Source organism: Pseudomonas sp. CC120222-01a (genome assembly GCF_003097235.1).
Lineage (GTDB): Bacteria > Pseudomonadota > Gammaproteobacteria > Pseudomonadales > Pseudomonadaceae > Aquipseudomonas.
The window spans coordinates 31,237-52,291 of sequence record NZ_QEQQ01000028.1; the positions used below are offsets into that span (position 1 = coordinate 31,237).

At 64.8% G+C, this 21,055-nt stretch carries 18 protein-coding genes; 8 read left to right on the top strand and 10 right to left on the bottom strand.

Annotation, left to right across the window (positions count from 1 at the left end; translation table 11 throughout):
• Positions 1–13: 13 nt before the first annotated feature.
• On the bottom strand, positions 14–757 hold the full coding sequence (locus N430_RS25615; protein ID WP_371922798.1) for a VacJ family lipoprotein: 744 nt from the start codon (positions 755–757) through the stop codon (positions 14–16).
• Between the two features lie 76 nt (positions 758–833).
• Positions 834–2,132 carry a serine/threonine protein kinase gene (locus N430_RS25620; protein WP_110639574.1) on the bottom strand — a complete coding sequence of 433 codons (1,299 nt, stop codon included), beginning with the start codon at positions 2,130–2,132 and terminating at the stop codon, positions 834–836.
• A gap of 189 nt (positions 2,133–2,321) precedes the next feature.
• On the opposite strand from N430_RS25620, the gene N430_RS25625 reads away from it, so the two are divergent.
• Positions 2,322–2,687 carry a hypothetical protein gene (locus N430_RS25625; protein WP_110639575.1) on the top strand — a complete coding sequence of 122 codons (366 nt, stop codon included), beginning with the start codon at positions 2,322–2,324 and terminating at the stop codon, positions 2,685–2,687.
• Positions 2,688–2,824: 137 nt separating this feature from the next.
• Here N430_RS25625 and N430_RS25630 read toward each other — a convergent pair whose 3' ends face one another.
• The gene (locus N430_RS25630; protein ID WP_110639576.1) at positions 2,825–4,390 is read right to left on the bottom strand and encodes a beta (1-6) glucans synthase; all 1,566 of its coding nucleotides are present in this window, start codon (positions 4,388–4,390) and stop codon (positions 2,825–2,827) included.
• Positions 4,391–4,587: 197 nt separating this feature from the next.
• Here N430_RS25630 and N430_RS25635 point away from each other — a divergent pair, with 197 nt between their 5' ends.
• From N430_RS25635 to N430_RS25645, 3 genes are all read left to right on the top strand, one after another.
• Positions 4,588–5,448 (top strand): glycine betaine ABC transporter substrate-binding protein, encoded by an 861-nt coding sequence (locus N430_RS25635; protein ID WP_110639577.1) that lies wholly within the window; start codon positions 4,588–4,590, stop codon positions 5,446–5,448.
• Positions 5,449–5,665: 217 nt separating this feature from the next.
• Positions 5,666–5,977, top strand: coding sequence for a DUF485 domain-containing protein (locus N430_RS25640; RefSeq protein ID WP_110639578.1), 312 nt, complete (start codon positions 5,666–5,668; stop codon positions 5,975–5,977).
• Entirely contained in the window at positions 5,974–7,638 is a 1,665-nt protein-coding gene (locus N430_RS25645; RefSeq protein WP_110639579.1) for a cation acetate symporter, read from the top strand. Before N430_RS25640 ends, N430_RS25645 begins: the two co-directional genes overlap by 4 nt.
• A 54-nt stretch (positions 7,639–7,692) precedes the next feature.
• Here the strand turns inward: N430_RS25645 and N430_RS25650 are convergent, their stop codons facing one another.
• Positions 7,693–7,845 carry a DUF3309 family protein gene (locus tag N430_RS25650; RefSeq protein ID WP_012271016.1) on the bottom strand — a complete coding sequence of 51 codons (153 nt, stop codon included), beginning with the start codon at positions 7,843–7,845 and terminating at the stop codon, positions 7,693–7,695.
• Positions 7,846–8,157: 312 nt separating this feature from the next.
• On the opposite strand from N430_RS25650, the gene N430_RS25655 reads away from it, so the two are divergent.
• Together N430_RS25655 and N430_RS25660 are read left to right on the top strand one after the other, a co-directional pair.
• Complete coding sequence (locus N430_RS25655; RefSeq protein WP_110639580.1) at positions 8,158–8,967, top strand: SDR family oxidoreductase; 810 nt, start codon at positions 8,158–8,160, stop codon at positions 8,965–8,967.
• 126 nt (positions 8,968–9,093) lie between these two features.
• Entirely contained in the window at positions 9,094–9,276 is a 183-nt protein-coding gene (locus tag N430_RS25660; RefSeq protein ID WP_110639581.1) for a carbon storage regulator, read from the top strand.
• Between the two features lie 153 nt (positions 9,277–9,429).
• On the opposite strand, the gene N430_RS25670 is transcribed toward N430_RS25660, so the two are convergent.
• The 5 genes from N430_RS25670 to mnmC form a co-directional block, all read right to left on the bottom strand.
• Complete coding sequence (locus N430_RS25670; protein WP_013971435.1) at positions 9,430–9,657, bottom strand: YheU family protein; 228 nt, start codon at positions 9,655–9,657, stop codon at positions 9,430–9,432.
• A 55-nt stretch (positions 9,658–9,712) separates the two neighbouring features.
• A complete protein-coding gene (locus N430_RS25675) occupies positions 9,713–10,897 on the bottom strand; it encodes an osmoprotectant NAGGN system M42 family peptidase (RefSeq protein WP_110639583.1) in 1,185 nt (394 codons plus the stop codon).
• A 108-nt stretch (positions 10,898–11,005) separates the two neighbouring features.
• Entirely contained in the window at positions 11,006–12,751 is a 1,746-nt protein-coding gene (gene ngg / locus N430_RS25680) for an N-acetylglutaminylglutamine synthetase (protein WP_110639584.1), read from the bottom strand.
• A 3-nt stretch (positions 12,752–12,754) separates the two neighbouring features.
• Positions 12,755–14,542: an N-acetylglutaminylglutamine amidotransferase gene (locus N430_RS25685; RefSeq protein ID WP_110639585.1), complete on the bottom strand. Its 1,788-nt coding sequence runs from the start codon at positions 14,540–14,542 to the stop codon at positions 12,755–12,757.
• Positions 14,543–14,767: 225 nt separating this feature from the next.
• Entirely contained in the window at positions 14,768–16,735 is a 1,968-nt protein-coding gene (gene mnmC, locus N430_RS25690) for a bifunctional tRNA (5-methylaminomethyl-2-thiouridine)(34)-methyltransferase MnmD/FAD-dependent 5-carboxymethylaminomethyl-2-thiouridine(34) oxidoreductase MnmC (RefSeq protein ID WP_110639586.1), read from the bottom strand.
• 106 nt (positions 16,736–16,841) lie between these two features.
• Between mnmC and pap the strand changes: the two genes are divergently transcribed.
• Positions 16,842–18,335: a polyphosphate:AMP phosphotransferase gene (pap, locus tag N430_RS25695; protein ID WP_110639587.1), complete on the top strand. Its 1,494-nt coding sequence runs from the start codon at positions 16,842–16,844 to the stop codon at positions 18,333–18,335.
• A gap of 117 nt (positions 18,336–18,452) precedes the next feature.
• The gene (locus tag N430_RS25700) at positions 18,453–19,406 is read left to right on the top strand and encodes a DMT family transporter (RefSeq protein ID WP_110639588.1); all 954 of its coding nucleotides are present in this window, start codon (positions 18,453–18,455) and stop codon (positions 19,404–19,406) included.
• Positions 19,407–19,532: 126 nt separating this feature from the next.
• Here the strand turns inward: N430_RS25700 and N430_RS25710 are convergent, their stop codons facing one another.
• Positions 19,533–20,927 carry a class II fumarate hydratase gene (locus N430_RS25710; RefSeq protein WP_110639589.1) on the bottom strand — a complete coding sequence of 465 codons (1,395 nt, stop codon included), beginning with the start codon at positions 20,925–20,927 and terminating at the stop codon, positions 19,533–19,535.
• Between the last annotated feature and the right edge of the window lie 128 nt (positions 20,928–21,055).

A 21,055-nucleotide genomic window follows, 5' to 3' on the forward strand; every position in this document is an offset into this window, starting at 1 on the left:
AGGCCGGGCCTGCTTACTCGGCGATCTGCAGCTTGCGCGCCTGGGTATACACATACCGCACCTTCTCATACTCGAACGGCGAGTTGAGCTGCCCATAGCGGAATTTGGTGGTGTAGCGCTTGTCCACCACGCGCAAGGCGAAGATCTCGGGGTGATTTTCGCTGGCCTCGGCCACGTTCAGGTAATTGACCGCCTGCTCGCCGGCATAGTCCACCACCAGCCCGGTGGTGTCGCGCAGGTTCGACGGGCCGAGCACTGGCAGCATCAGGTAGGGCCCCTCCGGCACGCCATAGAAGCCCAGGGTCTGGCCAAAGTCCTCGCTCTGGCGCGGCAGGCCCATGCTGGTGGCCGGGTCCCACAAGCCCCCCACGCCGATGATGGTGTTGAACATCAGCCGCGCGGTGATTTCCGCCGAGCGCTTGGCCTTTAGCTGCAGCACGCTGTTGAACAGGTTCGGTACGTCACCCAGGTTGTTGAAGAAGTTGCTCACCCCGGTGCGCACGAAGCTGGGCGTGACGTACTGGTAGCCGCTGACCAGTGGCAGCAGCACCCATTGGTCCAGGCGGTAGTTGAAGTGGTAGATGCGCCGGTTCACCGATTCCAGCGGGTCGTACACGTTCAGTGCTTCCAGGGTCGAGCGTTCGAACTCGCGCTGGTCGAGCCCGGGGTTGAATTTCAGTTCGCGCAGCGGGTCGATGAAGCCGTCGGCCTCCGGCGTCAGCGGCGCCTGGGTAACTTGCGGGTCGGCTTCGATCACGCTGGCCCGTGGCGCGGTTTCCGCGGCCAGGGCATTGCCGGCGACGACGAGCAGCGCGGTGGCGAGGAGGAATGGGTTAGCCACGGAAGAACTCCAGCATGGCGTCGCTGTTGACGCGGTAATTGAGGTTGCCGCAATGGCCGCCATGGGGGTAAAGGGTCAGCCGGTCGCCGAACACCTTGCGCAGGAAACCGATATCGCCGGGGCCGAGGATGACGTCGTCGGCATTGTGCATCACGGCGATCTTGTTGCTGTTGTGCAGGTAGTCTTCCAGGGCATACAGGCTGACCTGGTTGACCAGTTGCAGGATGCTGTTGCCATCGGTACGGGCGCGCCACATCGGGATCACCTGCTCGGTCATGTAGCAGTCGAAGTCGCATTGCAGGGCCCGCTTGAAGAACGGCGTCAGGCTGCTGCCCTCGGTGATCGGGAACTTCGGCGGAATGATCAGGCCGCGGCGGTTGATCAGGTCGGAGGTGAAGGCGATATCGGCCGCCGAGAAGCGGAACGAGGTGCCGATGAGCATGGCCATCTGTTCGTTGGACAGGTGCTGTTTCGACTGCTGGAAGTCATACAGCAGGGCGTCGTTGAGGTCGATATAGCCCTTGTCCTGGAAGTAGCGGGTGAGCTTCTCGAGCATCAGCTCATAGAAAGTGGTGCTGCGGTCGATGCCCTTGACCTGGGTCTGCACCAGCTTGTCGAGGTTGTTGATCGAGGTGTACAGGTTGACCGGCGGATTGAGCAGCAGCACGCGCTTGAAGTTGAAGCTGCGACGGGTTTCGTCGAGGTGGCTGACGAAAGCGGCGTCCAGCGCGCCCAGGCTGTAACCGGTGAGGTAGTACTCGCTGACCGGCAGGCGTGGGTGCTGGGCACGCACGGCCTGCATCACCCGGTACATGTCTTCGGCGTCTTCCTTGCTGACGCCGGGGGTGGCGAAGCGCGAGGCGGCGCTCATGAAGTCGTAGCTGGTTGGCGACGACAGCTGCACCACGTGGTAGCCGGCCTGGTAGAACAGCTTCTTGAGGTATTCGTTGATGCTGCTGGAGTAAGGCGCACCGGTACCTGCGATGAGGAAGATCAGCGGCGCCTCGTGGTCCTGGCGTGCCAGGCGGTACTTGAGCTTCTTCACTGCCCAGAAGTTGTCGGGCAGGGTGAACTCGCGCTCGGGGCGCAGGTTCAGGCTGTAGTCGGACTGGTTGATGTCATCGTCGCTGGGCAGGGTCGGGCGCTGCTCCGGCGGCGTGGTGGCGATGGTCGCCTCGAACGGGTTGGTCAAGGGGTAGCCGTAGCTTGCGGCGTCGATATCCCGCGCCGAAGCGGCCGCAGCCATGAGCAGGCCGCCAATAAGGGCGGCAAGGCGCCAAGATCGAAGCATGTATTCCCCCAGAAGGATCAAGGTCGTGCAGTACGCAGGCTAGGACCACGATAGCCTGGGCAAAGTTGCCGAGTGCGGTGGCCTTTGGTGTGCTTGTTATCTGCAACATAGCTGCAGGGTTGTGATTTTGCCTTACAACAGGGCTTGGGCGATCATGGATGATTTCGATTACCGCTATTGGAGAATGGGATGTCTCGATCGCTGCCGGCAGCTCTACTGCTGATGTTTCTGGCCATCTGGCTCGCGGCCAGTTATGGCGTGCGCTATCGGTTGATGGAGGATGCACAGTGGGTTGGCCTGTGCGCGGTGCCAGGCGACTACTGGCAGTGCCAGGTGCGTTCGTGGTTGGGGCTGGGCATTCACTTTCAGGTGATGGCCTGGGTCGGGTTGGGGTTGGCGTTGCTCGCGCAGGTCATTGCCGGTCGCGGCGGCTGGTGGCTGGCGGTGCTGGCGCTGGTGTTCGGTGTTCCGGCGCTGGTGTTGTACACCGCCAGCATTGCTGTGTTCGCCGTAGTGTTGGCGGGGTTGCGGCTGGTTCGGCAGCCCGCAGCCTGAAAAGCTGCGCGGTCTCTGTGGGAGCGGCCTTGCGTCGCGAAAGGGCCGCGTAGCGGCCCCGGCAATTTCTGCTGCGATGCTGGGATCCTGGGGCCGCTGTGCGCCCCTTTCGCGACGCAAGGCCGCTCCCACATAACTCAGTGTCTCCTGTTAAGCCGCAAGCTCCGCCAGAGCGCCACAGTCATCATCACACTGACCACCGCCCACCCCCAAGCCTGCTGATTCTCCAACCCTTCCCGATACAACTGCGGCAACACCCCGGCCCCCACGATAAAGGCCAGTAACGCCACCTCCGCTCGCCGAGCCGCCACCGGCTTCAACAGGTACACCACCGCCGGCAATGCCAGCGCCACGCTCGGGAAGCTCCGGTAGCGCGGGTCGAACACCATAGCCAGCATGCTCACCGCCGCCGCAAAACCGGCTGCCAGCAACCACCAGCCTGCACGCGCCTGCAACCAGGCGAACAGCCGTTCACGCCAGCCGTTACGACGGACCAAGGCAAGGGCCGCATGCATCAGCACCAGCAGGTTCAACCCGGCCAGCACCACCGCCCACACCCATTCCCCGGCAAACCGCGCATGGGTGCGCATCAACTCTCCCCACAATCCCAGGCAGCCTGCGCCAAATGCGGCCAGCAACGGCAGCAGCAGGGCCGCCAGCGGTGTTGCGGGGCGCCCGGCCATCAGCAGCGTGACCGCCATCAACAGCACGCTCGCCAGCAACCACTGCGGCCAGTAATGCAGGTTGCTGACCGGCCCTTCGAGCACGCCCTTGTCCTGCCGGTCGGCATCGTAGAGCCCCCAGTAACCGCCAACGGCGCCTTCGCTGGCACGCTTCCACGGCTGGTCGAACGCTTCGATCAGGTTGTAATGCCAGCCATTGGCTTCGGCCATGCTGACGAAGCCACGAATGAAACGCGCCTCGTTGGCCCGGCTGGGTACGGCGGTCTCGCGCTGGCGGCCTTCGCTGGGCCAGCCGGTTTCGCCGATGAAGATGTCCTTGGGCGCGAAACGGTTGCCGAACACCTGGCGCACGTCGGCAACATGGGCCAGGGCATCGTCAATGCCGCGCGGCTCGTCTTCCCAGTAGGGCAGCAGGTGGATGGTCAGGAAGTCCACGGCTGGTGCCACCTGCGGGTGTTGCAACCAGAACTCCCAGACATCGGCATAGGTGACCGGCACCTTGACCTGGCTCTTCACCTTGTTGATCAGTGCGGCCAGCTGCTCGCCGGTCACTTCCTTGCGCAACAGCGCCTCGTTGCCGACGATCACCGCGCTGACCACGTCCGGGTTGGCATTGGCGGCGGCGATCAGCGCGTCCACCTCCTTGCCGGTGTCGACCGGGTTGGCGTTGACCCAGGCCCCGAGCATCACTTTCAGCCCATGCTTGCGCGCCAGCGCCGGGATTGCCTCAAGGCCGGTCATCGAATAGGTGCGGATGCACTGGAATCGCTCGGCCAGCAACGCCAGGTCGGCGTCCATGCGCGCCGGGCGCAGGCGGAAAGGCTGGTCGAAGGGCGACTGGTCCTTGTCGAACGGCGTGTACGACGCACACTGCAGTTTATGCGTGGGGCTGGCGGCGTCGGGCAGCAAGACCGGTTTGCCCAGCCCGTACCAGAGCGCCCCCAGCCCGAGCAGGGCGAGCAGGCAGGCGAGCAGGTACAACGGCAGCAGGCGGGAAGCATCAGGCATCGGGCGGTCCATCGTCAGGCGCAAAACGTTAGATAGTAGCCCGGCGCCAAACCTTTGGCATGCAAGGATCGCGCAGGTAGGCGTTGGCCGATGCCGCTAATGGCACAGTGCTGTCGCATATGGGGCAGTTACAGGTCGCAGTGGGAGCAGGTCGACCTGTGTTGCAGGAAGATGATGCAATCTCCAAGACCTGACGAGGGGATGCTTTGATGGCAACTTTTACAAGAATGCGCCGTTTCCTGGGGGTGGGCACCGCCCTAGTATTGGCCGTGGGCGCTGCACAGGCCATGGCCAAAGAAGTCAGCATTGGTTACGTGGATGGTTGGGCCGACAGTGTGGCGACCACCAACGTGGCCGCAGAAGTGATCAAGCAGAAACTCGGCTATGACGTGAAGCTGCAGGCCGTGGCCACTGGCATCATGTGGCAGGGGGTAGCCACCGGCAAGCTCGACGCCATGCTCTCGGCCTGGCTGCCGGTCACCCACGGTGAATACTGGGCCAAGAACAAGGACAACGTGGTCGACTACGGCCCGAACTTCAAGGATGCCAAGATCGGCCTGATCGTCCCCGAGTACGTCAAGGCCGTGAGCATTGCCGATCTCAAGACCGACAGCAGCTTCAAGCAGAAGATCGTTGGTATCGATGCCGGCTCTGGAGTAATGCTCAAGACCGACCAGGCGATCAAGGACTATGACCTGACCGGCTACAAGCTGCAGGCCAGCTCCGGCGCGGCGATGACCGCCGAACTGGGCCGCGCGTACGCCAAGCAGCAGTCGATTGCCGTGACCGGCTGGGTGCCGCACTGGATGTTCGCCAAGTGGAAGCTGAAGTTCCTCGAAGACCCGAAAGGCGTGTATGGCGCGGCCGAGACCGTGAACAGCATCGGCAGCAAGGAACTGGGCACCAAGGCGCCGGAAGTGGCGGAGTTCCTGAAGAAATTCCAGTGGCAGTCCAAGGACGAGATCGGCGAGGTGATGCTGGCGATTCAGGAAGGTGCCAAGCCTGAGGCGGCGGCCAAGGACTGGGTGGCCAAGCACCCGGACCGGGTCAAGGAGTGGACTGGCAAGTAACAACCCGTCAGGGCCAGTTTTGCTTCTTCGCGGGACAAGCCCGCTCCTACAGGTAACCGTGTGGGAGCGGGCATGCCCGCGAAAGGTCCGTTACTTTGTTACGCAATCGGTAAAACACCGTTGCATCTAAGACTAAGGTCGTCTGGTTGGCGTCCAACAGCTGCATAAAGTAAGGGTGTGGGTTCCATCCCCTACCTGTGCTGCTAGGACAAAAACAATGAACGACAGCATTTACCTCTCGATACAAAACAGCCCCCGTTTCAAGGAGCTGGTCAGCAAACGCGAACGGTTCGCCTGGATTCTCTCGGCGATCATGCTCGGCCTCTACTGCGCCTTCATCCTCCTGATCGCCTACGGTCCTCAGATTCTGGGCACCAAGCTCAGCCCTGACTCGTCGATTACCTGGGGCATTCCCCTGGGCGTCGGCCTGATCGTTTCGGCATTCGTCCTGACCGCCATCTACGTGCGCCGCGCCAACGGCGAGTTCGATGAGCTGAACAAGGCCATCCTGAAGGAGGCGCAACAATGATTCGCCACGCCAAAGCCCTGGCCGTACTGGCCTGCGGAGCCTTCGCACCCGCCGTGTGGGCCGCCGATGCCCTGACCGGCGAGGTGCAGAAACAACCGCTGAACGTTCCGGCGATCGCCATGTTCGTGGCCTTCGTCGCCTTCACCCTCGGCATCACCTACTGGGCCTCCAAGCGCAACAAGTCGGCGGCGGACTACTACGCCGCCGGTGGCAAGATCACTGGCTTCCAGAATGGCCTGGCGATTGCCGGCGACTACATGTCGGCGGCCTCGTTCCTGGGTATTTCCGCCCTGGTGTTCACCTCTGGCTACGACGGCCTGATCTATTCGATCGGCTTCCTGGTCGGCTGGCCGATCATCCTCTTCCTGATTGCCGAACGCCTGCGCAACCTCGGCAAGTACACCTTCGCCGACGTCGCCTCGTACCGCCTCGGGCAGAAGGAAATCCGTACCCTGTCGGCCTCCGGTTCGCTGGTGGTGGTGGCGTTCTACCTGATCGCGCAGATGGTCGGCGCGGGCAAGCTGATCGAGCTGCTGTTTGGCCTGGACTACCACGTCGCGGTGATCCTGGTGGGTATCCTGATGTGCCTGTACGTGCTGTTCGGCGGCATGCTGGCCACCACCTGGGTACAGATCATCAAGGCTGTGCTGCTGCTGTCCGGTGCCAGCTTCATGGCGCTGATGGTGATGAAGCACGTCGGCTTCGACTTCAACACGCTGTTCTCCGAAGCAATCAAGGTGCACGCCAAGGGCGAGGCGATCATGAGCCCGGGCGGCCTGGTCAAGGACCCGATCTCGGCATTCTCGCTGGGCCTGGCGCTGATGTTCGGTACCGCTGGCCTGCCGCACATCCTGATGCGCTTCTTCACCGTCAGTGACGCCAAGGAAGCCCGCAAGAGCGTGCTGTACGCCACCGGCTTCATCGGCTACTTCTACATCCTGACCTTCATCATCGGCTTCGGCGCGATCCTGCTGGTCAGCACCAACCCGGACTTCAAGGACGCCGCAGGCGCCCTGATCGGCGGCAACAACATGGCGGCGGTGCACCTGGCCGATGCCGTGGGTGGCAGCGTGTTCCTCGGCTTCATCTCCGCCGTGGCCTTCGCCACCATCCTGGCGGTGGTCGCCGGCCTGACCCTGGCCGGTGCCTCGGCGGTTTCCCACGACCTGTACGCCAGTGTCTGGCGCAAGGGCAAGGCCAACGACAAGGATGAAATCCGCGTGTCGAAGATCACCACCGTCGCCCTCGGCGTGCTGGCGATCGGCCTGGGCATCCTGTTCGAGAAGCAGAACATCGCCTTCATGGTCGGCCTGGCGTTCTCCATCGCCGCCAGCTGCAACTTCCCGGTACTGCTGCTCTCGATGTACTGGAAGAAGCTGACCACCCGCGGCGCCATGATCGGCGGCTGGCTGGGCCTGATCAGCGCGGTGACGCTGATGATCCTCGGCCCGACCATCTGGGTGCAGATCCTCGGTCACGAAAAAGCCATCTACCCGTACGAATACCCGGCGCTGTTCTCGATGGCCATTGCCTTCGTCAGCATCTGGTTCTTCTCGGTCACCGACAAGTCCAAGGCGGCTGACGACGAGCGTGCGCTGTTCTACCCGCAGTTCGTTCGTTCGCAAACTGGCCTGGGGGCTTCTGGCGCGGTTTCGCACTGATACCCTTCGGCAATTGAAAAACCGCGCCTTGGCGCGGTTTTTCGTTTTCTGCGGCTAGATCATCCCTAGCAGCAACAGCACCAGCAGAATCACCAGCACCACGCCGACGATGCCGGACGGGCCGTAGCCCCAACTGCGCGAGTGCGGGAAGACCGGTAAGCCACCAATCAGCAGAAGGATCAGGATGATGATGAGAATCGTGGTCATGACGGAGTCCTTGCGTGGTTGAGGGTCAAGGGCCTCGGAATGCTGGCCTCTTGTAAATTCGGACCGGTGCCGCTTGCCAAAGATTCCATTTCAATACTGCCTGTGCTGGCCTCTTCGCGGCTAAAGCCGCTCCCACAGGGATCACCTCAGGCCTGAGGCCAGCACAGTACCTGTGGGAGCGGCTTTAGCCGCGAAGAGGCCGGCACTGACCACACAGTCATGCCTGCCCATTCACTACCCTGATGAATCCTGCCTCTGGCCAAGGCCTTGATTAGACTCGTTGCACAACCTGTCACAACAAGGCGTGCCACCATGCAAAACCGCATCATGATCACTGGCGCCGGCTCGGGCCTGGGCCGCGAGATCGCCCTGCGCTGGGCGCGCGAGGGCTGGCGCCTGGCGCTGGCCGATGTCAACGAAGCGGGCCTGCGCGAGACCCTGGAGTTAGTGCGCTCCGCAGGCGGCGAGGGCTTCGTCCAGCGCTGCGACGTGCGCGACTACAGCCAGCTCACCGCCCTGGCCCAGGCCTGCGAAGAAAGGTTCGGCGGCATCGACGTGATCGTCAACAACGCTGGCGTCGCCTCGGGCGGCTTCTTCGCCGAGCTGTCGCTGGAAGACTGGGACTGGCAGATCGCGGTCAACCTGATGGGGGTGGTCAAGGGCTGCAAGGCGTTCCTGCCGCAGCTCGAGCGCAGCAAGGGGCGCATCATCAACGTCGCCTCCATGGCGGCGCTGATGCAGGGCCCGGGGATGAGCAACTACAACGTGGCCAAGGCCGGTGTGCTGGCGCTGTCGGAGAGCCTGCTGGTGGAATTGCACCAGCTTGAAGTGGCCGTGCACTGCGTGTGCCCGTCGTTCTTCCAGACCAACCTGCTCGATTCCTTCCGCGGGCCGAACCCGGCGATGAAGGCCCAGGTCGGCAAGCTGCTGGAAGGCTCGCCGATCAGCGCGGCGGATATTGCCGACTACATCCACCAGCAAGTGGCGGCGGGTGAGTTTCTGATCCTGCCCCATGAGGCTGGGCGCCAGGCCTGGCAACTCAAACGTCAGGCGCCGGAGCGGCTGTACGACGAGATGGCGGACATGGCGGTGAAGATGCGGGCCAAGGCGCAGCCACGCTGATTGTAGGATCTGTCTGTAGGAGAAGTTACCAGCCCTTGTAGGTTTGCTCTGAATTGCTGGTGAAGCATTGTCCAGACGAATATCCCCAAGCACTCTGCGGTTTTTTCCTGTTGAGAGGACCGGAGCATGTTGGTGATCGGGCGTGAAGTCGGTGAAGTCATCACCATTGGTGACGATATTCGGATCAAGGTGGTGGAATCGCGCAATGGCATGGTGCGCTTTGGCGTGGAAGCACCGCGCAAGGTGCCGGTGCACCGGGCTGAAGTCTATCGGCGGATCAAGGCGGCGCAGGTGTGCAAGGCTGATTGACCTGCACCGGTCATTGTGGGAGCGGCCTTGCGTCGCGAAAGGGCTGCAAAGCAGCCCCTGCATTCTCGGCGTCGCCGCTGATACCCTGGGGCCGCTTTGCGGCCCTTTCGCGACGCAAGGCCGCTCCCACAGAGTCCGCTACCAGGCCCGATGTCAGTCGAGCAGCTCGCGGGGCACATCATGCTTGGCCAGCAACTGGCACTGCTGGCTCTCAGGGTCGAACAGGATGAACGCCTGGCCCTTGGCCAATGCCTGGCGCACCCGCAGCACACGGGTTTCCAGCGGGGTGTCGTCGCCGTTGTCGGTGCCGTCGCGGGTGACGAAGTCCTCGATCAGGCGGGTCAGGGTTTCGGCTTGCAGTTGGTCGTAAGGGATCAGCATGGGCGGCGCACGGTCTTGTTCAGGAATCCCTGCATGCTACGCGATTCCATGGCCATCAGCTTTTGTTTCCTACCAGGCTGTCCACCGCCGGCACCCGGGTGTCGCTCTCCATCTGCGCATCGTGCTCCAACTGGTGGCTGAAGCGCTCGAGCGAGGCATTGGCCGGTTGCGAGTCGCTGGCGAACACCGGTGGGCTGAGCAGGTAGGCCGAAAGCAGGCGGCTGAGCGCGGCCAGGCTGTCGATATGGGTCCGTTCGTAGCCATGGGTAGCATCGCAGCCGAACGCCACCAGCGCGGTGCGGATGTCATGCCCGGCGGTCACGGCCGAGTGGGCATCGCTGAAGTAATAGCGGAACAGGTCGCGGCGCACCGGCACATCCTGGTCGCCGGCCAGCTTCAGCAGGTGGCGTGACAGGTGGTAGTCGTATGGCCCGGAAGAGTCTTGCATGGCCACGCTTACCGCATGCTCGCTGGAAGCCTGGCCGGGGGCGACCGGGGCGATATCGATGCCGACGAACTCGCTGACGTCCCAGGGCAGGGCAGCGGCGGCGCCGGAGCCGGTTTCCTCGGTGATGGTGAACAGCGGATGGCAGTCGATCAGTGGCTGGCGGCCGCTTTCCACCACCGCCTTGAGTGCCGCCAGCAGGGCTGCCACGCCAGCCTTGTCATCCAGGTGGCGGGCGCTGATGTGGCCGCTTTCGGTGAATTCCGGCAGCGGGTCAAAGGCGACGAAGTCACCGATGGCAATGCCCAGCGCTTCACAATCGGCGCGGGTGGTGCAGTAGGCGTCCAGGCGCACTTCGACGTGTTCCCAGCTGATCGGCATCTGGTCGATCGCGGTGTTGAAGGCGTGCCCGCTGGCCATCAGCGGCAGCACGCTGCCGCGGAATACGCCGGTGTCAGTGAACACACTGACCCGGCTGCCCTCGGCGAAGCGGCTCGACCAGCAGCCCACCGGGGCCAGGGCCAGGCGGCCGTTGTCCTGCAACTGGCGCACGCTGGCGCCGATGGTGTCGAGGTGGGCCGAGACGGCACGGTCGGGTGAACTCTGCCGGCCCTTGAGGGTGGCGCGGATGGTGCCGCGGCGGGTCAGTTCGAAGGGGATGCCCAGTTCGTCCAGGCGTTCGGCCACGTAGCGCACGATGGTGTCGGTGAAACCGGTCGGGCTGGGGATGGCGAGCATCTCCAGCAGGACGCGCTTCATGTAGTCGAGGTCAGGTTCGGGGAGTCGTTCGGTCATGGGTACTCCTTGGTTCCTGTGTTGGGGCCTTCGCGGGCACGCCCGCTCCCACAGGGACTGCACCGCCCTTGTGGGAGCGGGCGTGCCCGCGAAGGCCCCAACACTGATTCATGCCAAAGCCCGGCTATGCGGGAACAGCAGGTCGACAAACCGCTCAGCCGTGGGCTGTGGTTCATGGTTGGCCAGGCCGGCCCGCTCGTTGGCTTCGATGATCACGTAATCCGGGTGCTCGGCATCGCGGACCATGAAATCCAGGCCCACCACCGGGATCTCCAGCGCCCGCGCCGCACGCACTGCGGCGTCGGCCAGCACCGGGTGCAGGCGTTCGGTGACGTCTTCCAGGGTGCCACCGGTATGCAGGTTGGCCGTGCGCCGCACCGCCAGACGCTGGCCGGCCGGCAGCACATCGTCGTAACCCAGGCCCACGCCGTGCAGGGTGCGCTCGGTCTCGTCATCCAGCGGGATGCGGCTCTCGCCACCGGTCGCCGCCTGACGGCGACGGCTCTGTGCCTCGATCAGTTGACGAATGCTGTGCTTGCCGTCACCGATCACCTGGGCAGGGTGGCGAATCGCTGCGGCCACCACCTCATAGCCGATCACCAGGATGCGCAGGTCGCTGCCGGCATGGAAGCTTTCCAGCAGCACGCGGCTGTCGAAGCGACGGGCGTTTTCCACGGCCTGGGTCACTTCCTCGATGCAGGTGAGGTTCACGGCCACACCTTGGCCCTGCTCACCATCCACCGGCTTGACCACCACCGCGCCATGCTCGTCAAGAAACGCCAGGTTGTCGTCGGCATTGCCGGCCAGCTGCTGCGCCGGCACCTGCAGCCCGGCGTTGTGCAGGGCATGCTGGGTCAGGCGCTTGTCCTGGCACAGGGTCATGGTCACGGCGCTGGTCAGGTCGCTCAGCGACTCGCGGCAGCGAATCCGGCGGCCTCCGAGGCTGAGGGTGAACAGGCCGCCAGCGGCATCGTCGACGTGCACCTCGATACCCCGGCGCAACGCCTCGTCGACGATGATGCGGGCGTAGGGGTTCAGGCCGGCTTCCGGGCCTGGGCCGAGGAACAGTTGCTGGTTGATGCCATTCCTGCGCTTGACCGCGAAGGTCGGCAGGTTGCGGAAACCGAGCTTCTCGTAGAGTCGCTTGGCCTGGCGGTTGTCGTGCAGCACCGACAGGTCGAGGTAGGCCAGGCCACGGCTCATGAAGTGCTCGACCAGGTGGCGCACCAGCACCTCACCGACGCCCGGGCGGGTGCACTGCGGGTCCACGGCCAGGCACCACAGGCTGCTGCCATGCTCGGGGTCGTCGAACGCCTTGCTGTGGTTCAGGCCCATGACACTGCCGATCACCGCGCCGCTGTCTTCATCCTCGGCCAGCCAGTACACCGGGCCACCGAGGTGGCGCGGGGTGACCAGTTCGGGGTCGACCGGCAGCATGCCGCGTGCCTGGTACAGGGTGTTGATCGCCTGCCAGTCGCCGGGGTTCTGCGCCCGGCGCACGCGGAAGCCGCGGAATACCCGCTGCGCCGGGCGGTAGTCGGTGAACCACAGGCGCAAGGTATCGGAGGGGTCGAGGAACAGCTGCTGCGGCGCCTGGGCCAGCAGTTGCTGAGGGGCCGCCACGTACAGGGCGATGTCGCGCTCGCCGGGGCGCTCGTCCTGCAACGCGGCGGCCAGGCTGGCGGGGTCCGGGTAGGTGTGGCCGATCAGCAGGCGCCCCCAGCCACAGTGCAAGGCCCGCGGCTGGTCGTGGGGCTCGCTGCCGTCGCCGGCCAGGCGCGCCTGCAGGCGCTCGTAGGACGGCGCCTGGCCGCGCAGCAGGCGCTGACCGTAAGCGATCTCGTGGGCTTTCATCGGTCAGATTCCTTGTTCGCTGAGCCACAGGTTCAGGGCCGCCAGCTGCCACAGCTTGGAGCCGCGCAGCGGGGTGAGCTGGCCGTGCGGGTTGCTCAGCAGGCGGTCGAGCATCGCCGGGTTGAACAGGCCGCGGTCCTGGCTCGGGTCGGTCAGCAGGTCGCGCACCCAGCCCAGGGTCGCGCCTTCCAGGTGCTTGAGGCCGGGCACCGGGAAGTAGCCCTTCTTGCGGTCGATCACCTCGTGTGGGATCACCCGCCGTGCGGCCTGCTTGAGCACCTGCTTGCCGCCGTCGGGCAGCTTGAAGCGCGCAGGAATGCGCGCCGACAGCTCGACCAGGCGGTAGTCGAGGAACGGCGTGCGCGCCTCCAGGCCCCAGGCCATGGTCATGTTGTCGACCCGTTTGACCGGGTCGTCGACCAGCATCACCGTGCTGTCCAGGCGCAAGGCCTTGTCCACGGCATCGGGAGCGCCGGGGCGGGCGAAGTGTTCACGGACGAAGTCGCCGGCCGCGTCGGTTTCCAGCAGCCAGGGCGCTTGGACCGTGTCGCGGTACTCGTCGTGGCTGCGGTCGAAGAAGGCCTCGCGGTAGGCGCCAAAGGCATCCTCGGCGCCGTCCACTTTCGGGTACCAGTGGTAGCCGGCAAACAGCTCATCGGCGCCCTGGCCGCTTTGCACGCCCTTGCAATGCTTGGCCACTTCTCGCGACAGCAGGTAGAAGGCGATGCAGTCGTGGCTGACCATCGGCTCGCTCATGGCGCGGAAGGCGGCCGGCAACTGTTCGATGATCTCGTGCTCGGCGATGCGCAACTGGTGGTGGCGGGTGCCGTAGTGCTTGGCGATCAGGTCGGAGTACTGGAACTCGTCACCGCGTTCGCCCCCGGCGTCCTCGAAGCCGATGGAGAAAGTCGACAGGTCGTCCACGCCGACCTCGCGCAACAGCCCGACCAGCAGGCTGGAGTCGACACCGCCAGACAGCAACACACCCACGTCCACGGCGGCGCGCTGGCGGATGGCCACGGCATCGCGGGTGGCGTCGAGCACGCGGGTGGTCCAGCCTTCCAGGTCGAGGTCGCGCTCGTCCGGGTTGGGGCCGTAGTGCAGTTGCCACCAGGTCTGGCGTTCGACTTCGCCGTGGCGGTCGATACGCATCCAGGTGCCGGGCTCGAGCTTTTGCACATTGGCCAGCAACGTGCGCGGTGCTGGCACCACGGCGTGGAAGTTGAGGTAGTGGTTGAGCGCCACCGGGTCGATCATCGGGTCGATGTCGCCACCCTTGAGCAGCGCCGGCAGGGTCGAGGCGAAGCGCAGGCGCTCACCGTTGCGCGACAGGTACAGCGGCTTGACGCCGAGGCGGTCGCGGGCCAGGAACAGGCGCTGGTTGTCGCGCTCCCAGATGGCCAGGGCGAACATGCCATTGAGCTTGGGCAGCAAGGCCGCGCCCCAGGCGTGGTAGCCCTTGAGCAACACCTCGGTGTCGCCTTCGGACCAGAAGCTATAGCCCAGGTCCTGCAGCTCCTGGCGCAGCTCGGGGAAGTTGTAGATGGCGCCGTTGAAGGCCAGCGACAGGCCCAGGGTGTTGTCGACCATCGGCTGCGCCGAACCGTCGGACAGGTCCATGATCTTCAGCCGGCGGTGGCCGAGGGCGATCGGGCCCTGGCTATGGAAGCCCCAGGCATCGGGGCCGCGGGGCGCCAGGTGATGGGTGATGCGCTCTACCGCAGCCAGGTCGGCTGGGCGAGGGGCTTGGTCGATTGGGGTGAAACGCAACTCTCCTGCTAATCCGCACATAGGTCCTTACCGGTTTTTCCGTTGGGGAATGAGTGCCCCGGATTAGGGCACCCTGTAAGGAACTGACCCGCGTGGTTTGTGGGAGTTTTAGATCGATCTGTTATAAGGAATGGGGCTGCTGTGCAGCCCTTCGCGGGCACGCCCGCTCCCACAGGGATATCACAGCCATCGAGATCTTTGTGGAGCGGGCATGCCCGCGAAGGGCCGCACAGCGGCCCCAGCCTTTCACTTTCCGCGAATCAGCTTGCGCAGCATGAACCGGTTCGGGTGGCAGGCTTCGGCCACCGCCCGTGGCAACGGCAACGGTTCACCACTGGCCCAGGCTGCAATCAGCTCGCCACTTAATGGCGCTGTGATCAGCCCTCGCGAGCCATGCCCGCTGTTCACATACAGCCCGTCCAGCCACGGGCACACCATCTCCGGCACTTGCCGCGCATCCTTGCCGAGCACGGCATAGGCCTCGGCGAACATCGCAGGGTCGGCTACCGGCCCGACAATCGGCAGGTAGTCGGGGCTGGTGCAACGAAACGCCGCGCGGCCCTGCAGTTGCTCGGCTTCGAGAGCCTCAACGCCCAGGCGCGAGGCCAGATCGGTGGAAATCTCGTCGAGCAACGCCAGGTTGCCCTGATGCTCGGCGACCGTTGGCGTCAGGTCGTCGTTGTGGAAGTCGAAACTGGCGCCCAGGGTGTGCTCATCACCCCGAGGCGGAGCGACATAGCCATCGGCACAGACCACGGTGCGCAGTGCTCGGCTGGCGGCGGTGGCCGGCAGGCGGGTGATCTGCCCGCGGATACGCTTGAGTGGCAATTGCGCGCAAGGCTCGAAGCGGCGCACGTCGGCAGCCCCGGCCAGCACCACCAGCGGCGCGCTGGCCAGCAAACGCTCGCCATCCCACGCCTGCCACAGGCCGTCGGCCTTACGCAGCTCGACCACGTCCTGATGCAGTTGAACGCGAATGTTCGGGTGCTGCAGTTGTGCCTGGCACAGCGCAGGCGGGTGTACCCAGCCACCCTCCGGATAGAACAGGCCGCCCGCCGGCAGCGCGACCCCGGCCATCGTCTCGGCGTCGGCCTGCGACAGTGCACGTAGCAGGCTGCTGTCGAAGGCCTCGGCAAGCTTGGCCTGGCGCTCGCCTTCCTTGCTGTCGAATGCCAGTTGCAGCACGCCGCAAGCATCCCAATCGCGGCCACGCTGCAAGCGTTCGAGCTGGCGCCGGGTGAAGCCGAAACCGGACAGGATCATCTGCGACAGGGCAGTGCCATGGGCGGACAATTTCAGGTACAGCACGCCCTGGGGATTACCTGAGGCTTCCCGGGCAGGTGCATCGTGACGCTCCAGCACGGTCACTTGCCAGCCGCGTGCGGCCAGGCTGGCGGCACTGGCACTGCCCGCCAGCCCGGCACCGATCACCAGTGCCTGGCGCGGGCCTTCCACGGGGGCAGGGCGGGCGTACCAGGGCGCGGCGCTGGCCGGAGAGGGAAGCCCGGTGTATTCGCCACTCATCACCTCCCACTTCTTGCCGATGCCAGGGATCTTCTTCATGGTGAAGCCGGCATCGATCAGCCCGCGGCGTACCCAGCCAGTGGTGGTGAAGGTACCCAGCGCGGTGCCGGGGTGGGCCAGCCGCGCCAATTGCGCGAACAGCTCGGGGGTCCACATGTCGGGGTTCTTCGCAGGCGCAAAGCCGTCGAGGAACCACACGTCGATGCTGGCATCGAGCTGCGGCAGTTGTTCCAGGACGTCGCCGATCAGCAGGGTCAGGGTGACCCGGCCATTGTCGAAGCTGAACTGCTGGAAGCCTGGGTGTACCGCCACGTACTGCGCCAGAAACGGCTCGGTGAAAGCCGCCATCTCGGGCCACAGGCGCACGGCGCGGGCCATGTCCTCATGGCCGAGCGGGTATTTCTCGACGCTGATGAAATGCAGGCGCGCATCGGCATGAGCCTGCTCGGCGAACAGCTGCCAGGCGCAGAAGAAGTTCATGCCGGTGCCGAAGCCGGTCTCGCCGATCACCAGGCAGCCGTGTGGCGCCAGGTCGGCAAAGCGCTGCGCCAGGCGGGTCTGCTCGAGGAATACGTAGCGGGTTTCGTCGGTGCCTTCATTCTTGGAGAAATAGACGTCGTCGTACTGCCGCGAGTGGGGGCGGCCCTGGTCGTCCCAGTCGATCTGGGCATGCTGGAGGAGGGTGGACATGGTTGGCTCGGTTGCAGCGGATGTGCGGATTTTATGTCATCTGCCGGGTTTGCACAGGCACTACGCAAATCCGCTAGTCTTGCTTATCCAATGAAGGAGCCAGTGCATGTTCGAATCCGCAGAAATCGGTCACAGCATCGACAAGGAAACCTACGACGCAGAAGTCCCCGCCTTGCGCGAGGCGCTGCTCGATGCCCAGTACGAACTCAAGCAGCAGGCGCGGTTCCCGGTGATCGTGCTGATCAACGGTGTCGAAGGCGCCGGCAAGGGCGAGACGGTCAAGCTGCTCAACGAGTGGATGGACCCGCGCATGATCGACGTGCTCACCTTCGACCAGCAGACCGATGAAGAACTGGCCCGGCCACCGGCCTGGCGCTACTGGCGGGCGTTGCCACCCAAAGGGCGGATGGGCGTGTTCTTCGGCAACTGGTACAGCCAGATGCTTCAGGGGCGGGTCCATGGCCAGTTCAAGGATGCCGTGCTCGACCAGGCCATCACCGGCGCCGAACGGCTCGAAGAGATGCTCTGCGACGAGGGCGCACTGATCATCAAGTTCTGGTTCCACCTGTCCAAGAAGCAAATGAAGGCGCGCCTGAAATCGCTCAAGGACGACCCGCTGCACAGCTGGAAGATCAGCCCGCTGGACTGGCAGCAGTCGGAAACCTACGACCGTTTCGTGCGCTTCGGCGAACGCGTGCTGCGCCGCACCAGCCGCGACTACGCGCCGTGGCATATCGTCGAAGGGGTCGACCCGAACTACCGCAGCCTGGCGGTGGGGCGCATCCTGCTGGAGAGCCTGCAGGCGGCGCTGGCCAACAACCCCAAGGGCAAGCACCAGGGCAACGTCGCTCCGCTGGGCCAGAGCATCGACCAGCGCAGCCTGCTCGGTGCGCTGGACATGACCTTGCGCCTGGACAAGCAGGACTACCAGGAGCAACTGGTCACTGAGCAGGCCCGCCTGGCTGGCCTGCTGCGAGACAAACGCATGCGTCGGCATGCCCTGGTGGCGGTGTTCGAGGGCAACGACGCCGCCGGCAAAGGCGGTGCCATCCGCCGCGTGGCGGCCGCGCTGGACCCGCGCCAGTACCGCATCGTGCCGATTGCCGCGCCCACTGAAGAAGAGCGTGCGCAACCTTACCTGTGGCGGTTCTGGCGGCACATCCCGGCGCGTGGCAAATTCACCATCTTCGATCGCTCCTGGTATGGCCGGGTGCTGGTGGAACGGGTGGAAGGCTTCTGCAGCCCAGCCGACTGGATGCGTGCCTACAGCGAAATCAACGACTTCGAAGAACAACTGGTGAATGCCGGCGTGGTGGTGGTCAAGTTCTGGTTGGCGATCGACCAGCAGACCCAGCTGGAGCGCTTCGAGGAGCGCGAGCAGATCCCGTTCAAGCGCTACAAGATCACCGAAGACGACTGGCGCAACCGCGAAAAGTGGGACGACTACACCCAGGCCGTGGGTGACATGGTCGACCGCACCAGTAGCGAGATCGCACCCTGGACCCTGGTCGAAGCCAACGACAAGCGCTGGGCACGGGTGAAGGTGCTGCGCACCATCAACGAGGCCATCGAAGCGGCGTTCGCCAAGGACAAGAAATAGCCAGGCATGCCGCCAGGGAATGACCCGGTGAATTTATTTCCCGGCAGTTTCCTCCGGCCCGGTGCTTCAAGGCCTTAGAATTCGCTTACCCCCACCAAGGGCTGATTCGAGGACTGTATGCACACAACTTCCGGCCGTTGGGGCTACGGCCTGTTCCTGGCACTGCTGACTGCGCTGCTCTGGGGCATCCTGCCGATCAAACTCAAGCAGGTGCTGCAGGTGGTCGACCCGCTGACCGTTACCTGGTACCGCCTGCTGGTCTCCGGCGGCGTGCTGTTCGCCTGGCTGGCGGCCCAGCGGCGCCTGCCATCGCTGCGCAAGCTGGCGCCCAAGGGCAGGGCGCTGATCGTGGTGGCCGTGTTCGGGCTGATGGGCAACTACGTGCTGTACCTGATCGGCCTGAAACTGCTGAGCCCCGGTACTGCCCAGTTGGTGGTACAGATGGGGCCGGTGCTGTTGCTGGTGGCCAGCGTGCTGGTGTTCAAAGAGCGTTTCAGCCTGGGGCAGGGCATCGGCCTGCTGGTGCTGCTGGGCGGTTTTGGCCTGTTCTTCAACCAGCGCCTTGAAGAGCTGCTGACCTCACTTGGCGCCTATACCACGGGGGTCCTGACCGTTCTGCTGGCGACCAGCATCTGGGTGTTCTATGCCCTGAGCCAGAAGCAGCTGCTGACGGTGTGGCATTCGCAGCAGGTGATGATGGTCATCTACCTGACTTGCGCGGCACTGCTGACGCCGTGGGTGCATCCGCTGGAGGCGCTGCAATTGACCCCGGTGCAGGGTTGGCTGCTGCTGGCCTGCTGCCTGAATACCCTGGTGGCGTATGGCGCGTTTGCCGAGGCGCTGGCGCATTGGGAGGCGTCGCGGGTGAGTGCCACGCTGGCGCTGACGCCGCTGGTGACCTTTGTCGCGGTGGCGCTGGCGGCCGTGGTGTGGCCGGAGTATGTGCAGGCCGAGGACATCAATACCCTGGGCTATGTGGGGGCGGTGACGGTGGTGGCGGGGTCGACCCTGGTGGCTCTGGGGCCTTCGCTGGTGGCCGGCTGGAAGACCAGAAGGGCACGCCTGGCATAGGATTGCGCGCTCTTTGTGGGAGCGGGCGTGCCCGCGAAGCATACACCGCGGTGGATGGCACGGGCTTCGCCCGTGTTCGCGGGCGAGCCCGCTCCCACGGGGATCGCGTAAAGCCTGTTGGCAGAGTCAGCCCTTGCCACCGGGCGCCAGCATGTTCTCCGGCCTTACCCACTGGTCGAACTGCTCATTGGTCAGGTACTTCAGCTCCAGCGCTGCCTCACGCAAGGTCTTGCCCTCGCCATAGGCCTTCTTGGCAATCTCTGCCGCCTTGTCATACCCGATGTGCGGGTTCAACGCCGTCACCAGCATCAGCCCGCGCTCCAGATGCGCCGCCATCTGCTGCGCATCCGGCTCGATGCCGGCCACACAATGCTGCTGGAAGTTGCGGCAGCCATCGGCCAGCAGCTCGATCGACTGCAGCAGGTTGTGGATGATCACCGGCTTGAACACGTTCAGCTGCAGGTGCCCTTGGCTTGCGGCAAAGCCGATTGCCGCGTCGTTGCCCAATACCTGGCAGGCCAGCATCGACAGGGCCTCGCACTGGGTCGGGTTGACCTTGCCGGGCATGATCGAGCTGCCCGGCTCGTTGGCCGGCAGGCGCACTTCGGCCAGCCCCGCACGCGGGCCGGAGCCGAGCAGGCGCAGGTCGTTGGCGATCTTCATCAGCGCCACCGCCAGGGTCTTCAGGGCACCGGCCAGGCTGGTCAGCGGCTCATGGCCGGCGAGGGCGGCGAACTTGTTGGGGGCGGTGATGAAGGGCAGGCCGGAGAGGGCGGCCAGCTCGGCGGCCACGGCTTCGGCAAAACCATGTGGGGCGTTCAGCCCGGTACCCACGGCGGTCCCGCCCTGGGCCAGCTCGCACACCGCTGGCAAGGTGGCGCGGATGGCGCGCTGGGCGTAGTCGAGCTGGGCGACGAAGGCCGACACCTCTTGGCCGAAGGTGATCGGCGTGGCGTCCATCATGTGCGTGCGGCCGGTCTTGACCAGCTTGCTGTGGCGCGCCGACAACTCGGCCAGCCCCGCCGACAACTCGGCAATCGCCGGCAGCAGTTTGTCATGCACCGCCTGGGCGGCGGCGATGTGCATGGCAGTAGGGAAACAGTCGTTGGAGCTCTGCGAGCGGTTGACGTGATCGTTGGGGTGCACCGGCGCCTTGCCACCGCGGCCCTTGCCGGCCAGCTCGTTGGCGCGCCCGGCGATCACCTCGTTGACGTTCATGTTGCTCTGGGTGCCGCTGCCGGTCTGCCAGACGACCAGCGGGAACTGGTTGTCGTGCTCGCCGTCGAGCACTTCGTTGGCCGCCTGTTCGATCAGCCGGGCGATGTCGGCGGGCAGGTCGCCGTTGCGGTCGTTGACCCGCGCGGCGGCTTTCTTGATGAGTGCCAGGGCGTGCAGCACCGCGAGCGGCATGCGTTCCTTGCCAATGGCAAAGTTGATCAGCGAGCGCTGGGTCTGGGCGCCCCAGTAGGCGTCCTCAGGAACTTCGACCGGGCCCAGGCTGTCTGTCTCGATACGGCTCATGCTGCGTTCACTCCTTTGTCAGTCAGAATCAGCAGTTTAGGCCCTCATGCGATCGAGCGGTTCATTCGCTCGTCGTGCCACTTGAGCGCTGCGCCCCTGCGGGAGCAGAATGCTCTACTCTGAGGTAC

Coding starts and splice junctions, on each gene's coding strand:
- N430_RS25620 (WP_110639574.1), bottom strand. CDS start 2,132: ATGCTTCGATCTTGGCGCCTTGCCGCCCTTATTGGCGGCCTGCTCATG.
- N430_RS25625 (WP_110639575.1), top strand. CDS start 2,322: ATGTCTCGATCGCTGCCGGCAGCTCTACTGCTGATGTTTCTGGCCATC.
- N430_RS25630 (WP_110639576.1), bottom strand. CDS start 4,390: ATGGACCGCCCGATGCCTGATGCTTCCCGCCTGCTGCCGTTGTACCTG.
- N430_RS25635 (WP_110639577.1), top strand. CDS start 4,588: ATGGCAACTTTTACAAGAATGCGCCGTTTCCTGGGGGTGGGCACCGCC.
- N430_RS25640 (WP_110639578.1), top strand. CDS start 5,666: ATGAACGACAGCATTTACCTCTCGATACAAAACAGCCCCCGTTTCAAG.
- N430_RS25645 (WP_110639579.1), top strand. CDS start 5,974: ATGATTCGCCACGCCAAAGCCCTGGCCGTACTGGCCTGCGGAGCCTTC.
- N430_RS25650 (WP_012271016.1), bottom strand. CDS start 7,845: ATGACCACGATTCTCATCATCATCCTGATCCTTCTGCTGATTGGTGGC.
- N430_RS25655 (WP_110639580.1), top strand. CDS start 8,158: ATGCAAAACCGCATCATGATCACTGGCGCCGGCTCGGGCCTGGGCCGC.
- N430_RS25660 (WP_110639581.1), top strand. CDS start 9,094: ATGTTGGTGATCGGGCGTGAAGTCGGTGAAGTCATCACCATTGGTGAC.
- N430_RS25670 (WP_013971435.1), bottom strand. CDS start 9,657: ATGCTGATCCCTTACGACCAACTGCAAGCCGAAACCCTGACCCGCCTG.
- N430_RS25675 (WP_110639583.1), bottom strand. CDS start 10,897: ATGACCGAACGACTCCCCGAACCTGACCTCGACTACATGAAGCGCGTC.
- ngg (WP_110639584.1), bottom strand. CDS start 12,751: ATGAAAGCCCACGAGATCGCTTACGGTCAGCGCCTGCTGCGCGGCCAG.
- N430_RS25685 (WP_110639585.1), bottom strand. CDS start 14,542: ATGTGCGGATTAGCAGGAGAGTTGCGTTTCACCCCAATCGACCAAGCC.
- mnmC (WP_110639586.1), bottom strand. CDS start 16,735: ATGTCCACCCTCCTCCAGCATGCCCAGATCGACTGGGACGACCAGGGC.
- pap (WP_110639587.1), top strand. CDS start 16,842: ATGTTCGAATCCGCAGAAATCGGTCACAGCATCGACAAGGAAACCTAC.
- N430_RS25700 (WP_110639588.1), top strand. CDS start 18,453: ATGCACACAACTTCCGGCCGTTGGGGCTACGGCCTGTTCCTGGCACTG.
- N430_RS25710 (WP_110639589.1), bottom strand. CDS start 20,927: ATGAGCCGTATCGAGACAGACAGCCTGGGCCCGGTCGAAGTTCCTGAG.